Annotated in this window: 16 protein-coding genes; 9 read left to right on the top strand and 7 right to left on the bottom strand. The window is 62.2% G+C overall.

All coding sequences use genetic code 11. The features are described 5' to 3' along the window. Positions 1-107 precede the first annotated feature (107 nt). Positions 108-2,171, top strand: a complete 2,064-nt coding sequence (locus ACF8K2_RS17785; protein ID WP_392466479.1) for a TonB-dependent receptor family protein — start codon at positions 108-110, stop codon at positions 2,169-2,171. A 45-nt stretch (positions 2,172-2,216) separates the two neighbouring features. On the opposite strand, the gene ACF8K2_RS17780 is transcribed toward ACF8K2_RS17785, so the two are convergent. Further along, positions 2,217-3,281 (bottom strand): AI-2E family transporter, encoded by a 1,065-nt coding sequence (locus tag ACF8K2_RS17780; RefSeq protein WP_392466467.1) that lies wholly within the window; start codon positions 3,279-3,281, stop codon positions 2,217-2,219. A gap of 130 nt (positions 3,282-3,411) precedes the next feature. Between ACF8K2_RS17780 and yegQ the strand changes: the two genes are divergently transcribed. The 6 genes from yegQ (at position 3,412) to ACF8K2_RS17750 (ending at position 9,479) form a co-directional block, all read left to right on the top strand. Then, positions 3,412-4,746 (top strand): tRNA 5-hydroxyuridine modification protein YegQ, encoded by a 1,335-nt coding sequence (gene yegQ / locus ACF8K2_RS17775; protein ID WP_392466465.1) that lies wholly within the window; start codon positions 3,412-3,414, stop codon positions 4,744-4,746. A 188-nt stretch (positions 4,747-4,934) separates the two neighbouring features. After that, entirely contained in the window at positions 4,935-6,629 is a 1,695-nt protein-coding gene (locus ACF8K2_RS17770; RefSeq protein ID WP_392466463.1) for a copper resistance system multicopper oxidase, read from the top strand. Then, complete coding sequence (locus ACF8K2_RS17765) at positions 6,622-7,515, top strand: copper resistance protein B (protein ID WP_392466461.1); 894 nt, start codon at positions 6,622-6,624, stop codon at positions 7,513-7,515. Before ACF8K2_RS17770 ends, ACF8K2_RS17765 begins: the two co-directional genes overlap by 8 nt. A 13-nt stretch (positions 7,516-7,528) precedes the next feature. Continuing rightward, positions 7,529-7,957 carry a DUF411 domain-containing protein gene (locus tag ACF8K2_RS17760; RefSeq protein ID WP_264235843.1) on the top strand — a complete coding sequence of 143 codons (429 nt, stop codon included), beginning with the start codon at positions 7,529-7,531 and terminating at the stop codon, positions 7,955-7,957. A 10-nt stretch (positions 7,958-7,967) separates the two neighbouring features. Further along, positions 7,968-8,405, top strand: a complete 438-nt coding sequence (locus ACF8K2_RS17755; RefSeq protein WP_368972016.1) for a YqaA family protein — start codon at positions 7,968-7,970, stop codon at positions 8,403-8,405. A 75-nt stretch (positions 8,406-8,480) separates the two neighbouring features. Beyond that, entirely contained in the window at positions 8,481-9,479 is a 999-nt protein-coding gene (locus ACF8K2_RS17750) for an alpha/beta fold hydrolase (RefSeq protein WP_392466458.1), read from the top strand. A 123-nt stretch (positions 9,480-9,602) separates the two neighbouring features. On the opposite strand, the gene ACF8K2_RS17745 is transcribed toward ACF8K2_RS17750, so the two are convergent. Next, positions 9,603-10,187 (bottom strand): DinB family protein, encoded by a 585-nt coding sequence (locus tag ACF8K2_RS17745; RefSeq protein ID WP_392466456.1) that lies wholly within the window; start codon positions 10,185-10,187, stop codon positions 9,603-9,605. 11 nt (positions 10,188-10,198) lie between these two features. Next, positions 10,199-11,305, bottom strand: a complete 1,107-nt coding sequence (gene zapE / locus ACF8K2_RS17740) for a cell division protein ZapE (RefSeq protein ID WP_392466455.1) — start codon at positions 11,303-11,305, stop codon at positions 10,199-10,201. A gap of 190 nt (positions 11,306-11,495) precedes the next feature. Between zapE and ACF8K2_RS17735 the strand changes: the two genes are divergently transcribed. Beyond that, on the top strand, positions 11,496-12,230 hold the full coding sequence (locus ACF8K2_RS17735) for a phosphoadenylyl-sulfate reductase (RefSeq protein WP_186554984.1): 735 nt from the start codon (positions 11,496-11,498) through the stop codon (positions 12,228-12,230). A 56-nt stretch (positions 12,231-12,286) separates the two neighbouring features. On the opposite strand, the gene cysB is transcribed toward ACF8K2_RS17735, so the two are convergent. The 3 genes from cysB to ACF8K2_RS17720 form a co-directional block, all read right to left on the bottom strand. Beyond that, positions 12,287-13,261, bottom strand: coding sequence for an HTH-type transcriptional regulator CysB (gene cysB, locus ACF8K2_RS17730; RefSeq protein ID WP_186554985.1), 975 nt, complete (start codon positions 13,259-13,261; stop codon positions 12,287-12,289). Between the two features lie 127 nt (positions 13,262-13,388). Beyond that, complete coding sequence (locus ACF8K2_RS17725; RefSeq protein WP_186554986.1) at positions 13,389-13,886, bottom strand: universal stress protein; 498 nt, start codon at positions 13,884-13,886, stop codon at positions 13,389-13,391. A gap of 105 nt (positions 13,887-13,991) precedes the next feature. Next, positions 13,992-14,939 (bottom strand): putative 2-dehydropantoate 2-reductase, encoded by a 948-nt coding sequence (locus ACF8K2_RS17720; protein WP_392466451.1) that lies wholly within the window; start codon positions 14,937-14,939, stop codon positions 13,992-13,994. 348 nt (positions 14,940-15,287) lie between these two features. Between ACF8K2_RS17720 and ACF8K2_RS17715 the strand changes: the two genes are divergently transcribed. Further along, on the top strand, positions 15,288-16,364 hold the full coding sequence (locus tag ACF8K2_RS17715) for a 3-deoxy-7-phosphoheptulonate synthase (RefSeq protein WP_186554988.1): 1,077 nt from the start codon (positions 15,288-15,290) through the stop codon (positions 16,362-16,364). Between the two features lie 63 nt (positions 16,365-16,427). Here the strand turns inward: ACF8K2_RS17715 and ACF8K2_RS17710 are convergent, their stop codons facing one another. After that, positions 16,428-16,709 (bottom strand): GNAT family N-acetyltransferase, encoded by a 282-nt coding sequence (locus tag ACF8K2_RS17710; RefSeq protein WP_186554989.1) that lies wholly within the window; start codon positions 16,707-16,709, stop codon positions 16,428-16,430. Positions 16,710-17,133 lie beyond the last annotated feature (424 nt).

The following is a 17,133-nucleotide window of genomic DNA, read 5'->3' as shown; positions in this document are numbered from 1 at the left end:
CTTGCCCGGCGATGAGGCCGGTGATTTCACTACAGATCGAGCACTGTGCTTCGTCTGCCATTTGCAGCGTCAGACTCCCGCACTCGATCTGGAACCTCTCTAAAGCCATGCGCCCCACCCTGCCCCTTTCCCTGCTGGCAATGCTCGTCGCCAGCACCAACGCCCAGGCCAATGGCCGCATCGAACTCGACCAGGTACTGATCCAGGATCAGCAGCAAAGCGAGCTCGACGCCGCCCGCGAGCGCCTGCACGAGATCCCCGGCGCCAGCAACCTGGTGGACATGCAGCGGGTTGGACAAGGTCGGGTGGCCAGCAACCAGGACGTGCTCGCCTATCAGCCGGGGGTGTTCGCCCAGTCTGCCGGTAACGACGGCATCAAGCTGTCGATTCGCGGCTCGGGCATCAACCGCGCCCCCGGCGCTCATGGCTCCGGTGTCTACACGATGTTCGATGGCTTGCCGCTGACCGGCCCCGGCGGCACTCCCTATGAACTGTTCGAGCCGCTGTGGCTGAGCCGCGCCGAAGTCCTGCGTGGCGCCAATGGTTTCGATCAAGGCGCGCTGGCCTTGGGCGGTGCGATCAACTACGTGACCCATACCGGCTACGATGCCGCGCCCTTGCAACTGCGCTATGAAATGGGCAGCCGTGGCTATGCCCGACGCCACATCAGCTCCGGCCAGGTGCTGGGCAACCTTGACTACTATGTGGCACTGACCGACGCCGAATACGACGGCTACCAGCAGCACAGCAGCGGTAGTGCCAAGGGTATCGCCGCCAACCTCGGTTATCGCTTCAACCCCAACCTGGAAACGCGCTTCTACCTGCGCTACCGGGAGACTGAAAACGAGCTGGCCGGGCGCTTGCGCAAAGACCAGATCAAGCACGATCCACGGGCAGCCAACGCTGCCTACCTGACCCGCGACGACAGCCGCCCACAACCGGGCAGCACCTGGGTCGGCAACAAGACCACGTTGTTCCTCGACGATGACTCGCGCCTGGAAGCCGGACTGGTCTATCACGACTTCCCGATGGACCTGCGCGAAGGCCCGATGCGCTTGAAAGTTGCCTACACCGATGTCAGCGGCACCTTGAACTACCTGCGCCGCGACACCCTGTTTGGCCATGAGAGCAAGACCACCGTCGGCTGGCGCACCACCAAGCACCTGCCCAACAGTGGCGCCTCGCAGTTCAAACGCAACGGCGACGTGATCGGCGCGCGCACGCGCGACTTCAGCTACCAGGGTTCGGACACGGTCCTGCACATGGGCAACGACCTGGAGCTGATCCCCGACCTGTGGCTAACCACGGGCCTGGCAATGATCTACACCCGCCGCGAGAGCGATGTCAGCTACCCCGCCGCTGGCGGCAAGGTCAGCCAGCATGATTGGGACTATGCCCCGCGGGTGGGCCTGCGCTATGACCTGAACCCCAACCTGCAGGTTTACGGCAACCTCAGCCGTTCGGTCGAGCCACCGCATCCGTGGTCGCTGATCTGGAGTTCGCCTGCCGTAAGTGGCGGGCAGATCCAGCCCATCGAGATGCACAACCAGACCGCCACGACCCTTGAGCTGGGGGCTCGGGGTGAGGCCGCTGTTGGCCGCTGGGAATTGGCTTGGTATTACTCGCAAGTGCGCCATGAGCTGTTGGCAGTGGAGATCGTGCCCGGCATACCCGCGGCCGAATTCAACGCCAGCCCTACCGTGCACCAGGGGGTCGAAGCTGCGTTGGACAGCGTGCTGTGGGAGGGTGCCGGCGTCGGCAAGCTGTCGTTGCGCCAGGCCTACACCTTCAGCGATTTCCACTACCGCGACGATGACAAATTCGGCGACAACCGCCTGCCAGGCATCCCCATGCATTACTACCAGGCCGAATTGCGCTACGACTGGCCAAGCGGCTTCTATGCCGGGGTCAACACGCAGATGGCGTCCAAGGTGCAGGTCGACTATGCCAACAGCGGCCATGCCGATGCCTATGCGTTGCTCGGTGCCCGCCTGGGTTGGGACTCACCCAAGCAGGACTGGCAGACCTGGCTGGATTTGCGCAACCTGACCAACAAGCGTTACGCGGCGACGGTGACGCCTGGCTATGACGATGCTGGCAAGGACATGCCACGGATGACACCGGGTGAAGGCTTCGGGGTGTATGCCGGGGTGTCCTACACCTTGCGTTGATGAGCAATCCAGGCCAAGTGTAATTAGGGCCGCTGCGCAGCCCCCTTACGAAGGCAACTGCACCTGTGGTTTGGTCGCGGCGAAGATCGCCCAACTGGACATGAACAACGCCGCGATCAACGGCCCAATGACAAACCCATTGAGCCCAAACACCGCCAGGCCGCCGAGTGTCGACACCAGGATCAGGTAGTCAGGCATGCGCGTATCCCTGCCCACCAGAATCGGCCGCAACACGTTGTCGACCAAGCCGATCACCAGCACGCCAAAGGCGGTCAGCACCACCCCTTGCCAGATCGCCCCGGTGAGGATGAAATAAGCCGCCACCGGCGCCCAGACGATCCCTGCCCCGACCGCTGGCAGCAGCGACAAGAACGCCATCAGCACCGCCCAGACCAGCGCACTGGGAATGTCCAGCACCCAGAATATCAGCCCTCCCAAGGCGCCTTGGGTAATCGCCACCAGCACATTGCCCTTGACCGTGGCGCGCACCACCCGGTTGAACTTCAGTTGCAGACGACGCTTCTGGTGCTCGGGTAGCGGCACGGCCAGGCGGACCTTGCGCGCCAGCTCCGGGCCCTCACGCAGGAAGAAGAACAACAGATAGAGCATGATGCCGAAGCTCACCAAAAATTCGAAGGTGCCCTGACCAAAGCTGAACGCCTGGCTGGCCAGGACTTGGCTGCCCTGGGTAGCCCACTTGGTGATCTTGTCGCGCAAGCCATCGAGATTGCCCATGCCCATGCGATCCAGGCCGTTCTGGGCAAACGCCGGCAGCATGTCCTTGCCGCGTTCGACATAGCCTGCGATATCCAACTGGCCGCTCTCGATACGCTGGTAGAGCGTGGCGCCTTCCTGCACCAACAAGGCACTGGTGATGATCACCGGTAAAATCGCCACCACTAGACAGATCATCAAGGTGGTGGCGGCAGCCAGGTTGCGCCGCCGATTGAAGCGGATCAGCAGGTTACGCTGCAACGGCGCGAACAGGATGCCAAGGATGACTGCCCAGAAAATCGCCCCGTAGTACGGCAGCAGGATCCACACGAAGGCGACGGTCACCAGTGCCAGCAATACGGCCAGTGCCTTGTTCTGTAGCGCGGTTTCGTTCATGAGCATTCCTCTGGGATTCACAACGTTAGTGCGCAGGCTTTCGCAAAAAGTGCCCTGCTCTGCTTGATCCAGATCAATACCCACCACCCGCCTTGCCCCTACCATCCGCGCCTTTTGCCCCGGTGCGCTCATGACCCCACTCGCCATGCCCGAATTGCTGGCCCCTGCCGGCACCCTGAAGACCATGCGCTATGCCTTTGCCTATGGCGCCGATGCGGTCTACGCCGGCCAGCCGCGCTACAGCCTGCGGGTGCGCAACAATGAGTTCGACCATGCCAACCTGGCCTTGGGCATCCAAGAGGCGCACGCGCTGGGCAAACAGTTCTACGTAGTGGTCAACATCGCCCCGCACAATGCCAAGCTCAAGACCTTCCTCAAGGACCTGGCGCCGGTGATCGAAATGGCCCCCGATGCGCTGATCATGTCCGACCCCGGCCTGATCATGCTGGTGCGCCAGCACTTCCCGCAGATGCCGATCCACTTGTCGGTGCAGGCCAATACGGTGAACTGGGCCAGCGTGAAGTTCTGGCAGCAACTGGGCCTGAGCCGGGTGATCCTGTCGCGCGAGTTGTCGCTGGAGGAAATCGGCGAGATTCGCCAGCAGGTGCCTGATATGGAGCTTGAGGTGTTCGTCCACGGCGCCTTGTGCATGGCCTATTCCGGCCGCTGCCTGCTGTCGGGATACCTCAACAAGCGTGACGCCAACCAGGGCAGTTGCACCAACGCCTGCCGCTGGAAATATGAAGCCAGCGAGGCGCGCGAAAACCTCACTGGCGATATCGTGCAGCACGTCGAGCCGACCCTGGGCATCGGTCAACCGACCGAACAGGTGTTCCTGCTCCAGGAGGCCAACCGCCCCGGTGAGGCGATGCCGGCGTTCGAAGATGAACACGGCACCTACATCATGAACGCCAAGGACCTGCGCGCCGTACAACATGTGCAGCGGCTCACCGAGATGGGCGTGCACTCGCTGAAGATCGAAGGGCGGACCAAGTCGCATTTCTACTGCGCCCGCGCGGTGCAGTCCTATCGTAAGGCGATCGACGACGCCGTGGCCGGCAAGCCGTTCGACCGCGGCTTGATGGACAACCTCGAATCGCTGGCCCAACGCGGCTACACCGAAGGCTTCCTGCGCCGCCACGTACATGACGAATACCAGAACTACCAGCGCGGCAATTCGGTGTCCGAGCGCCAGCAATTCGTCGGCGAGCTGACCGGCGTGCGGGTTGATGGCCTGGCCGAAGTCAACGTGAAAAACCGCTTTGCCCTCGGCGATCAGCTGGAACTGATGACCCCACGCGGCAACTACCATTTTGACCTTGACCGCCTGTGCAATCGCCAGCAACAGGAGATTCAGGTGGCGCCGGGTGATGGCCATGTGGTGTACCTGCCAATCCCCGAGCAGGTATCGCTGGAATACGGGCTGTTGATGCGCGATTTGGACAGCGAGCCAGTGCCCGCCTGACGGATCTGTAATCTGCCGCTCAGGCGGCTGACAGGCACTGGCAGCGAGGATGGCGGCTATCCACTTTGGGCAGTCTGACGCCCATCGCGGGGCAAGCCCGCTCCCACGCTGATCGTCCTCAACGGGAACTGACGTGGCAGCGAGCTTGCCCCGCGATGGACGCCAGCAGCCTGCAACGAGGCCACGTCATGCCATGCATTTCTTCCCGCCGCACCTTCGTCAAAGGCCTGGGCGCCGCCACGGCCCTGGCCGGCCTGGGCCTATGGCGCCCACTGGCACAGGCCGCTGAAGGCGCTCGTCCTGGGCAAATCCTTCAGGGCCAGCAGTTTGCCCTGTCGATCGGCCAGACCCCGGTCAACATCACCGGCCGCCCGCGCACCGCCTTGACCGTCAATAACAGCCTGCCCGGGCCACTGCTGCGCTGGCGCGAAGGTGATACGGTCAGCTTGCGGGTGCGCAATCAGCTGGCAGAACCGACCTCGATCCACTGGCACGGCATCATCCTGCCGGCCAACATGGACGGCGTACCGGGTTTGAGCTTCGCCGGCATCGAGCCAGGCGGCGACTACCTGTATCAGTTCACCCTGCGCCAGAGCGGCACCTACTGGTACCACAGCCACTCGGGTTTGCAGGAGCAAGCCGGGGTCTACGGGGCCATCGTCATCGAGCCGCGCGAGCCTGAGCCGCACCGTTATCAGCGCGATCACGTGCTGCTGTTCAGCGATTGGAGCGATCAGGCGCCTGAGCAGTTGATGGCGACCCTGAAAAAGCAGTCCGACGCCTTCAACTATGACAAGCGCACGGTCGGCGACTTCATTGACGATGTGGCCGCCAAGGGCTGGGAAGCAACCGTCGACAACCGCCTGGCCTGGGCGCGCATGCGCATGAGCCCCACGGACCTGGCCGATATCAGCGCGGCAACCTACACCTACCTGCTCAATGGCCAACCGCCGGACGGCAACTTCACCTGCCTGTTCCAACCCGGCGAAACCGTGCGCCTGCGCCTGATCAACGCTTCGGCGATGAGCTACTTCGACTTTCGCATCCCGGGCCTCAAGCTGACGGTGATCGCCGCCGATGGCCTGCCGGTGACCCCCGTTACAGTCGATGAGCTGCGCATTGCCGTGGCCGAGACCTACGACGTGCTGGTGGAGGTAGGCGACCTGCCCGCCTACACCCTGTTCGCCCAGAGCATGGACCGCACCGGCTTTGCCCGTGGCACCCTGGCCCGCGCGCCGGGCTTGCAAGCAGCGGTGCCCGCGCTGGATCCGCGCCCGGTGCTGAGCATGGATGACATGGGCCATGGCGGCATGGGCAACATGGATCATGCCGGCATGGACCATGGCGCGATGTCGGCCATGCAGCACCACCCAGCCAGCGAGACCGGTAACCCATTGGTCGACATGCAGACCATGGCCCCACGCGCCAACCTAGCCGACCCCGGTATTGGCCTGCGCGACAACGGTCGACGGGTACTGACCTATGCCGACCTGCGCAGCACCTTTGCCGACCCCGACGGGCGCCAGCCCTCGCGGGACATCGAGCTGCACCTGACCGGCCATATGGAGCGCTTCGCCTGGTCGTTCGATGGCATCAAGTTCAGCGATGCCGAGCCCCTGCGCCTGCGCTATGGCGAGCGGGTGCGCATCACCCTGGTCAACGACACCATGATGACCCACCCGATCCACCTGCACGGCATGTGGAGTGACCTGGAGGACGAGCACGGGCGCTTCCTGGTGCGCAAGCACACCGTGGATATCCCGCCTGGCAGCCGCCGCAGCTATCGGGTCAGCGCCGACGCCCTGGGGCGCTGGGCCTATCACTGCCACCTGCTCTATCACATGGAAACCGGAATGTTCCGCGAGGTACGGGTCGATGAATGAAGTCATCAATCGCAGCTTGCTGGCGGGCGCCGCCTTGGCCGCATTGCTGGCCAGCGAGCGCGTGCTCGCCACTGAGGCAAGCCACCACGGCCACGGCGCGATGCCGATGGACCACAGCCAGATGAACCATGGTGCCATGCCCCTGCAGCAGCCTCCTGCGCCGCTCAGCGCGCAGCCGCGCACGCCACTGGCGGTGATCACCGACGCCGACCGCCGCGCCGCCTTCCCACCGCTGCCGGGCCATCAGGTGCACGACCGGGCGATCAACTGGGCGGTGATCGTCGACCAGCTGGAATACCAGAACTTCGAGAGCAGCAGCGCGCTGAACTGGAATGCCACGGCCTGGGTGGGTGGCGATATCGACCGGCTGTGGCTGCGCACCGAAGGGGAACGGGAACAGGGCAAGACCCACAAAGCCGAACTGCAGGCCTTGTGGGGCCACGCCATCAGCCCCTGGTGGGAGCTGGTCGGCGGCCTGCGCCAGGATTTCAAGCCCGCCAGCGGCCAGACCTGGGCGGCCTTCGGCATCCAGGGCACGCCGCTGTATGGCCTGGAGCTGGAAGCCACCGCGTATGCTGGCGAGCGGCAACAGACCGCGCTGCGCCTGGAGGCCGGTTACGCTATGCTGCTGACCAATCGCTGGGTACTGGAGCCGACCCTTGAGGCCAACTTCTTCGGTCGTAACGATGCCAGCCGCGAGCAAGGCGCGGGGCTGGCTGAGAGCGAAGTCGGTGTGCGCCTGCGTTACGAAATCAGCCGAGGCTTCGCCCCGTATGTCGGGGTCAGCTTCAATCGCCTGCACGGCCAGCGCGCCGAAATGGCCCGCGACGATGCCGAGGATATCAGCCAGACCCGCCTGGTCGCCGGTATCCGCCTACGTTTCTAGAGGACTGTTCACCATGCTGCGCAAACACCTGATTACCCTGGGCCTGCTGGCCTTCACCGGCCTGGCCCAGGCGGCTGAGGTCATCGACGTCTACCGCGACCCCAACTGCGGCTGCTGCAAGCTGTGGATCAGCCACCTGCGCGACAACGGTTTCACCGTCAACGATCACGTCGAACCGAACATGAGCGAGGTCAAGCAGCGCCTGGGCGTGGCGCCACGGCTGGCTTCGTGCCACACCGGGGTGATCAACGGCAAGTTCGTCGAAGGTCACGTACCGGCCGAGCAGGTGCGCCTGCTGAGTAAACGCAGCGACCTCAAAGGCATCGCCGTGCCGGGCATGCCGATGGGCTCGCCGGGCATGGAAATGGGCGATCACAAAGACCCCTACCAAGTGATCGGCCTGACCCAGGATGGCCAGGACCAGGTGCTGGCCAACTACTGAGACGTCGTCGATGTTGAGCTTGTGGGCGCTGTTTCTCAGCGCCTTTGGCGCCGCTACCCTGCTGCCGCTGCAATCGGAAGCGGTGCTGGTCGGCCTGCTGCTGCGCGACCCTGATGCCTGGTTGACCCTGCTGCTGGTGGCAACCCTGGGCAATGTCTTGGGTTCGATCGTCAATTGGCTGCTGGGGCGGGCCATCGAGCACCTGCGCGAACGCCGCTGGTTCCCGTTCAGCGCCGCACAGCTGCAGCGTGCCCAACAGCGTTACCAGCGCTGGGGGCAATGGTCGTTGCTGCTGAGCTGGATGCCGGTGATTGGTGATCCGCTGACCCTGATCGCCGGGATCATGCGCGAGCCGTTCTGGCGCTTCCTGCTGCTGGTCACGGTGGCCAAGGGCGGGCGCTATCTGGTGTTGGCGTTGATTACCCTGGGTTGGTTTAACGGCCAGTAACACCTTTGCCGCTGCAGGCGGTCAACAGGCTGTTAGAGTCGCTTTTTCCTACATGGTGCTACACGGAGTACTCCCATGCTGCGCGCAACCGCCCTGACCCTCGCCTGCCTGCTGGGCAGCTCGGCCATCGCTGCCGAGTCGCCCACCTACGGTATGCAGCTCGAAGGCTTCGATTACCCTCACCCGCTCAAGCATTTCAACTTCAAGTCCCAGGGCCAAGACGTGCAGATGGGCTATATGGACGTACCCGCCAAGGGCCAAGCCAATGGCCGCAGCGTGGTGCTGATGCATGGCAAGAACTTCTGCGCCGCCACCTGGGAAACCACCCTCCAAGCCCTCAGCCAAGCCGGCTATCGAGTGATTGCCCCAGACCAGATCGGTTTCTGCACCTCCAGTAAACCCGGCTATTACCAGTACAGCTTCCAGCAACTGGCAGACAACACCCATGCCTTGCTTGAGCACCTGGGTGTCAAGCAGGCGATCATCCTCGGCCACTCTACCGGCGGCATGCTCGCCACCCGCTACGCGCTGATGTACCCGCAGCAGGTCGAGCGCCTGGCCATGGTCAACCCGATCGGCCTGGAAGATTGGAAAGCGCTTGGCGTGCCCTACCGCACGGTGGATCAATGGTATGCGCGCGAGCTCAAGCTCGATGCCGAAGGGGTGCGTAACTATGAGCGCAAGACCTATTACGCCGGGCGCTGGAAGCCTGAGTACGAGCGCTGGGTACAGATGCTGGTGGGGCTGAACAAAGGGCCGGGGCATGAGCGGGTGGCGTGGAACTCGGCGCTGATCTACGACATGATCTTTACCCAGCCGGTGTACCACGAGTTCAAGGATTTGAAGATGCCGACACTGTTACTGATCGGCGATCAGGACAGCACGGCGATTGGCAGTGATATCGCTTCCGATGAGGTCAAGGCACGCTTGGGCAAGTACCAGGAGCTGGGGCCGCAGGTGGCCAAGATGATACCCAAGGGCGAGTTGGTGACCTTCCAGGGGCTGGGGCATGCGCCGCAGATCGAAGAGCCTGAGCGGTTTCACCAGGCGCTGATCGGGTGGCTCGGGCGATAAGCATTGTTGGGGCTGCTGCGCAGCCCATCGCAGGCTCCGCCTGCTCCTACAGGCGTTATGCCGGCCCGTGTAGGAGCTGGCGAAGCCTGCGATGGGCCGCAAAGCGGCCCCAATCCCACAAGCCTACCCCCTCCCCCAAACCAGCACCTCGCTCCACCCCAGCTCGGCAAAATCATCAGCCCGCAAATGAGCCTCTTCTTCACAGAAGAACTCATCCAACTGCGGCGGTCGCACAGCCGTATCGCTGAGCATCCCATGCACCTGGCCGCGGTGATGAGTCTGGTGCTCGAACAAATGCGCCAGCAACCGCAGCCGCTGCTCCCGCTGCATCCGCTCAGGGCGCACGATGCTGACATAGCGCCGCAGTTGATCGTCACGCAGCAGGCGACAGTAGGCGATCAAGCGATGGTCGGCCTGGGCCTGCTCGGCATGCAGATCAGCGCAGGTGGCAAAGGGCTGTTCCGGCTCGAAAAAACGCTCGCCATCCGGGTCCGGCGCCTCGCCGCGCTGTTCACACTCCAACGCATGCAGATAGAACCAATCCACGGTCAGCAGGTGATTGAGGGTGGCCTTGATCGACGGGAAGAAGCTGCAACGGGGTGCGACGAACTCGTCCTGGGTCAGTTGCAGGCAGGCTTTGTACAACCGGTGATTGGCCCAGCCATTGTTATAGGCCTGGGTCAGCAGATGATGCGACAGCGGCTCCATGGTCGGCTCCTTCAAGCGAAGCGTTGCAGTTGCATCTCCCGTAGCCGGCTCAGGGTCCGCTGATACGGGAACGCCAGATACCCTTGAGTGTAGAGCGCTTCGAGCGGTACCTCGGCCTCCAGGTACAACGCAATGCGCCGGTCATAGCATTCATCGACCAAGGCAATGAAGCGGCGCACGCTGTCATCTTTGGGTGAAAGTGCCGGCAACTGGCGATCGCCTGCCTCCACCCGACGGGCGCCATCCTCGGTGCCGCGGGCAATACGCCCGGGCCGCTGCTCGCCGCTCAGGGCGGGGATGCCGCCTACCAGGATCGCCGGGAACTGGTCGCACAGGGTCATGAATTCCAGGGCTGACAGGGGCTGTTCGCACAGTTCGCTGAAACGGCACCAGATCGCCTGGCTGCTGCGGCGCACCACGCGGATCTGCCGCGAACCGAGCTGCAAGGGCTGATCCGAGCCGGTATCGTCTGGGCTTAATTGCGAAAATACTGCCTGCAACGCGCTGGGCTGACCGGGTGCGCTCAGCCAGAAGCGTTGGTGGCTCTCGCCTGGGTGCAGGCGATGGTCCTGCTCGCCGGCTACCGGCAGCACCTGCATGTGCCGTTCGATGGCGGCGATGGCCGGCAGGAAACGCTCGCGGTTGAAGCCGTCGTGGTAGAGCTGGTTCGGCGGTTGGTTGGAGGTGGCGACGATCACCACCCCGTGCTCGAACAGCGCTTTGAAGAGCCGCCCAAGAATGATCGCATCACCGATGTCATTGACGAACAACTCATCGAAACACAGTACGCGGATCTGCCCGGCCAGCTGCGCAGCCAGTGCCAACAAGGGGTCAGCGGTGCCGTTGAGCTGGAACAAGCGCTGGTGGACCCAGGCCATGAAATGGTGAAAATGCTGGCGCCGCGATGGTAGCTCAAGGCAACGGTGGAACTGGTCCATCAACCAGGTCTTACCACGCCCGACCGGACCCCAGAGGTACACGCCTTGGGTGGGATGAGCACTTTGCAGGGCTTCGAAGCAGGCTTGCAAGGCTGCTACAGCCTGGGCCTGGGCGGGGTCGGCAACGAAACCTCGCTGCTCCAAGGCCTGCTGATAGAGAGCGTGTGGAGAGATGGACATGCCCAAGTGTACCGGTCCAAAAGGGCCATGCTACGGGACATGGGATTAAGGATCATGCTGTTTTTGATTGACTCAGCCCCGGTTACTTCAAGGATGCGCCAGTTCATGGCAGAGCGTCTGCCTCGCTATTTTTTGTTACCATCTGCCTATTACGAGCGCACAGCGCCATACACACGATGGAAACCGCCTGATGAGCCAAGCCTTCGACGTCGCCGCCCTGGCCGCGACCTACGCCAACAAGTCCCCGCAGGACATTCTCAAGCTCGCCTTCGAACACTTTGGCGACGACCTGTGGATCTCATTCAGCGGCGCCGAGGATGTGGTGCTGGTGGATATGGCCTGGAAACTGAATAAACAGGTCAAGGTCTTCAGCCTCGATACCGGCCGTCTGCACCCGGAGACCTATCGTTTTATCGATCAGGTCCGCGAGCAGTACAACCTGCCGATCGAGATCCTCAGCCCGGACCGGGCCAAGCTGGATCCATTCGTCAAGGACAAGGGCCTGTTCAGTTTCTACAAGGATGGCCATGGCGAATGCTGCGGCATCCGCAAGATCGAGCCGCTGCGGCGCAAGCTGTCCACCGTCAGCGCCTGGGCCACAGGCCAACGTCGCGACCAGAGCCCTGGCACCCGCAGCCAGGTTGCCGCGCTGGAAATCGACTCGGCGTTCTCCACCGCTGAGCGCACGTTGTACAAGTTCAACCCCCTGGCGCAGATGACCAGCGCCGAAGTGTGGGGCTATATCCGCATGCTTGAGCTGCCCTACAACAGCCTGCATGAACGCGGCTTCATCAGTATCGGCTGCGAGCCTTGCACCCGCCCAGTGCTGCCTAACCAGCATGAGCGCGAAGGCCGCTGGTGGTGGGAAGAGTCCACGCAGAAGGAATGCGGGCTGCATGCCGGCAACCTGATCTCCAAGGCCTGACCTTGTAGCAGGCATAAAAAAACCGGCCAATCAGCCGGTTTTTTTGCGCCTGTCGATCAGTGGAACGGCAACTCGACGCCGTGGAAAAGCTCTTCAAGCTCTTGCTTGTTATGGCACTGGATAGCCTTGGCCATGACTTCACGGGTCAGGTGCGGCGCGAATTTCTCGATGAAGTCGCACATGAAACCACGCAGGAAGGTGCCACGACGGAAGCCGATCTTGGTCACGCTGGCTTCGAACAGCTCGCTGGCATCCAGGGCGACCAGATCGCTATCAAGCTTGGCATCTACCGCCATACCGGCCACGATGCCCACACCCAGGCCCAGGCGCACATAGGTCTTGATCACGTCAGCGTCAGCGGCGGTGAACACCACTTTTGGCGTAAGGCCACGATGGTTGAACGCCTCGTCCAACTTGGAACGGCCAGTGAAGCCGAACACGTAGGTGACGATCGGGTATTCGGCGAGCGCTTCGAGGGTCAGCTTCGGCAGCTTGGCCAGTGGGTGGCCCTGGGGTACCACCACGCAACGGTTCCAGCGGTAGCACGGCATCATGATCAGATCGCCGAACAGCTCCAGGGCTTCAGTGGCGATGGCAAAGTCGACAGTGCCGTCAGCCGCCATTTCGGCGATTTGCATGGGCGAGCCCTGATGCATGTGCAGGGATACTTCCGGGTACTGCTTGATGAAGCTGCTGATCACCGGCGGCAAGGCATAGCGTGCCTGGGTGTGGGTGGTGGCGATCGACAGGGTGCCCTTCTTCTCGTTGGAGAATTCCTGGGCGATCTGCTTGATGCTTTCAACCTTGCGCAGGATCTCGCCAGCGGTGTTGATGATGCGCTCGCCTGCCGGGGTGACGCGGGTCAGGTGCTTGCCGCTGCGGGCGAAGACTTCGACACCCAACTCATCCTCGAGCAGGCGGATCTGCTTGCTGATCCCCGGCTGGGAGGTATAGAGGCTCTGCGCTGTCGCGGAGACGTTGAGGTCGTGGTGCGCCACTTCCCAGATGTAGCGCAGTTGTTGGAGCTTCATAGGTTTCCCTCGGTTCAGCGGTAGGTCACCGGCAGCTGGCAGCGACGATATATAACTATATTAGTGGTTCTGGAAATAAATCTAGAACTATTTTGTTACGCCAAGGGGAAATGACCTACTGCCATCTTCATGCTTTCCTACGCCCCAAATGCTGCGCCAACGGCACCATGTAGACCGGCACCGGTGACAGCTGCAAGAGCCGCACTGCCGTCCTACCAATCGGCACATCTACCCCTGCACCTTGGGTATGGCTGCCGAAGATCAACAGATCGACACTCAGCCGTTGCGCCTGATCGAGGATCACCTGCGCAGGATCGCCCTGGCGCACGCGCACGGCACGGATCACAGCCAGATCCGCTTCCTCGCCCAGCTCATCGCGAAAATTTTCCAGGACCCTCTGCTCGATATTGGCCATCACTGTATTCACCCCCTGGCTGTGCAACTGGTCCAGGGTCTGTTCGTCCAGATAACTCTGCAACAACGATTCGGCGAACTGGCCCATCGGTTCGACCGCGTGGATCACGTACAGCTCTGCATTGAAGGTGCGCGCCAAGGCCAGGGCGTGCTGCATGACAACAGGCGCGTATACACCGAGGTCGGTGGCATACAGCATGGAACGAATCATTCGACCTCCTCGACTGCCGCCACGGCAGAGCAAGGTTCAGCTTAGCAGCGCCGTAGCCGGGCGCTGCGCCGTCCGGCGTGCTGCCCAGCAGGCCTTGAGGCTCAGTCAGGCCTGGCGATTGCGTCGATCGATGAAGGCCAGCGATTGGTAGAGCATTTCCATGCGCGGCAGTTGGCAGCCTGCGGCGCGTGCCCGCGCCAGGGGCTCGGCGTAGATCGCCTGGAGTTCGAGCGGGCGCTGCTGGGCGTGGTCGTGATACATGCTGGGCCAGTAGTCAGGCATTTGCTCAGTAATGCGCAACAAGTGCTCGGCATAGCCCTGCGGCAGCACCAGGCCACAGGCCTGGGCGCCTTGCACCACTTCGGCCATCAGTTGCTGGATTAGCAGCCTGCTGTCGGCGTCAGCCATCAACGGCGTGGTACTGGCTTGCAAGAGTACCGACAGACCGTTGTAGGGCACGTTCCACACCAGCTTCTGCCAGCGGGCCTGTTCGAGGTTTTCCATGGCCTGCGAGTCGATCCCCGCGGCATGGAACAGCGCGGCGCCCTCCTCGACGATGGCCAGCGCTGCACCTGCGGCCGGGCCGCTGTGATAGCCAAGGTTGACCGCGCCCAGCGCCTGGTGACGAATCACTCCGGGGGCCTCGCGGTTGACACATATAAAGCACAAGCCGCCGAGCAAGTGCATATCTGGGCGCAAGGCAGGGCGCAACTGATCTTCAACGCCCAGGCCATTTTGCAATAGCACCACCCTGGCCTCAGGCGCGGCAGCCTGGACGATCAGCGGCGCAAGCTCGGCATTACTGGTAGCCTTGGCGCCCACCAGCAACCAGTCGCACAACGGCATGTCGGCGGCCGAGGCATAGGCGTTGACCTGCATATGCACTTGACCATGCACCGCGCTTTGCATGCTCAGCCCCTGCTCGCGCACCGCCTCGTACTCGCTACGCAACAGAAAGTGCACCTCAAAGCCTGCGCGGGCCAGCATCAGCCCGTAGAACCCGCCGATGGCCCCACTGCCGATGATCCCGATACGCGTACTGCGAGACTCCATGCACTACTCCTTTTCGATCCAGCTGCTGGTTCGCCTGATGCTTACAAGTCAGGCCGATGTGGCCCAACTGTAATGCGCGATTGAAGTCAGAGCAGCATTTTCTAGTGTCAAATCTGGTCCTGCGACAAGGCCGGAACATCCAAACACACAGGCGCTGCCAACAGGTAGCTTCCACCACGCAGAAACAAAAAACCCTCCGAAGGCCAAAAACCCCACGCCGACTGGGCCCAGCCCATTGTCGCGCCCCCTGTAACGCGCTAAGGTTCGGCCTCCCCGTTGCGAACAATCTGCTGCTGGGCCGCACGGGGATTGCTGGCGGCCGGCACCCGTGACCTGACGAGTAACACGATGGCTGATTTACCGATCGATGACCTAAACGTTGCCTCCAACGAGACCTTGATCACCCCCGATCAGCTCAAGAAGGAAATTCCTCTCAGCGCCCAGGCCCTGCAGACTGTGACTGCCGGCCGCGAAGTGGTGCGCAACATTCTCGACGGCAAGGACCATCGACTGTTCGTCGTGATCGGCCCCTGCTCGATCCATGACATCAAGGCCGCTCACGAATACGCCGAGCGCCTCAAGGTACTGGCCGCGGAAGTCGCCGACACCCTGTACCTGGTAATGCGCGTGTACTTCGAAAAACCGCGTACCACCGTCGGCTGGAAAGGCCTGATCAACGACCCGTACCTGGATGACTCGTTCAAGATCCAGGACGGTCTGCACATCGGTCGCCAATTGCTGCTGGACCTGGCCGAAATGGGCCTGCCAACCGCCACCGAAGCACTCGACCCGATCTCCCCGCAGTACCTGCAGGACCTGATCAGCTGGTCGGCGATCGGCGCTCGCACCACCGAATCGCAGACCCACCGAGAGATGGCTTCGGGCCTGTCCTCGGCGGTCGGTTTCAAGAACGGTACCGATGGCGGCCTGACCGTGGCGATCAATGCCCTGCAGTCGGTGTCCAAGCCACACCGTTTCCTGGGGATCAACCAGGAAGGTGGCGTGTCCATCGTCACCACCAAGGGTAATGCCTATGGCCACGTGGTACTGCGCGGCGGCAACGGCAAGCCCAACTATGATTCGGTCAGCGTTGCCCTGTGCGAGCAAGACCTGGCCAAGGCCAAGATCAAGGCCAACATCATGGTCGACTGCAGCCACGCCAATTCCAACAAGGACCCGGCCCTGCAGCCGCTGGTGATGGACAACGTCGCCAACCAGATCCTCGAAGGCAACCAGTCGATCATCGGCCTGATGGTCGAGAGCCACTTGAACTGGGGCTGTCAGTCGATTCCCAAGGATCTTGCCGATCTGCAATACGGCGTATCGGTCACCGACGCCTGTATCGATTGGGCCGCCACCGAAAAGTCCGTGCGCAGCATGCGCGACAAGCTCAAGGACGTTCTGCCCAAACGCCAACGCGGCTGAGGCCAGACACAAGAACGCCGGGCATTGCCCGGCGTTTTTGTGTGCGTCGATCAGCCCCGAACGTCAGGCTTTGCTGGAATGGCGCTGCTGGCGCTCCATGTAGCGCTCGACGTACGAGCACGACGGGATGACCGTGTAGCCCATCTGGTCGGCGTACTGCAGGGCCTGTTCGGTCAGCGCTGCGGCAATGCCGCGGCCGCGCAGGGCGTTGGGCACGAAGGTGCGATAGATATCCAGCGTCTGCTTGCCCAGGTCCATGTACGTCAGGTAGGCACGATGACCGTCCACGTTGGTCTCGAACTGATGACCGGCCTGGTCATGGTGGATGGTCAGCGCTTCGCTCATCACTACTCCTCGCAGGTCTTCTCGGCAGACCTTTACCTTAACCGATGATGTATCCGGCGCGGAATCTTCTACGCCCCCTCATGCCCCCTTGGACAGCAAGGTGACTGGGTCGTTCTGTACCCTGGGCACCCACAAATAGTAGGCGCCGCCAGCAGGAATGCTCAAGGTGGCAGACGGCAAAAATTCGCCGTTAAACCCAGTTGAGCGGACCTGACGGTGGACTCGCAACAGCACGCGGATGTTGTACTGCTAAGACGCACAAGGACAGTACAAGTCACCTTTAGTTCAACAAAAAGTTCCGCTAGTACAATCGCTTGCGAACCCTGAACAGGTTGTTCACAAAAGCGCTACAAAGGTGTCAGCGACCCAGCAGTGCACATTTTTTTTGCAGTTCTTGCGCTCAGTCAGTTTACTTACTACAAGT

The sequence above is a fragment of the Pseudomonas sp. xss_2 genome, assembly GCF_043104195.1.
Lineage (GTDB): Bacteria > Pseudomonadota > Gammaproteobacteria > Pseudomonadales > Pseudomonadaceae > Aquipseudomonas > Aquipseudomonas urmiensis.
This window is presented reverse-complemented; position numbering and strand designations above follow the sequence as displayed.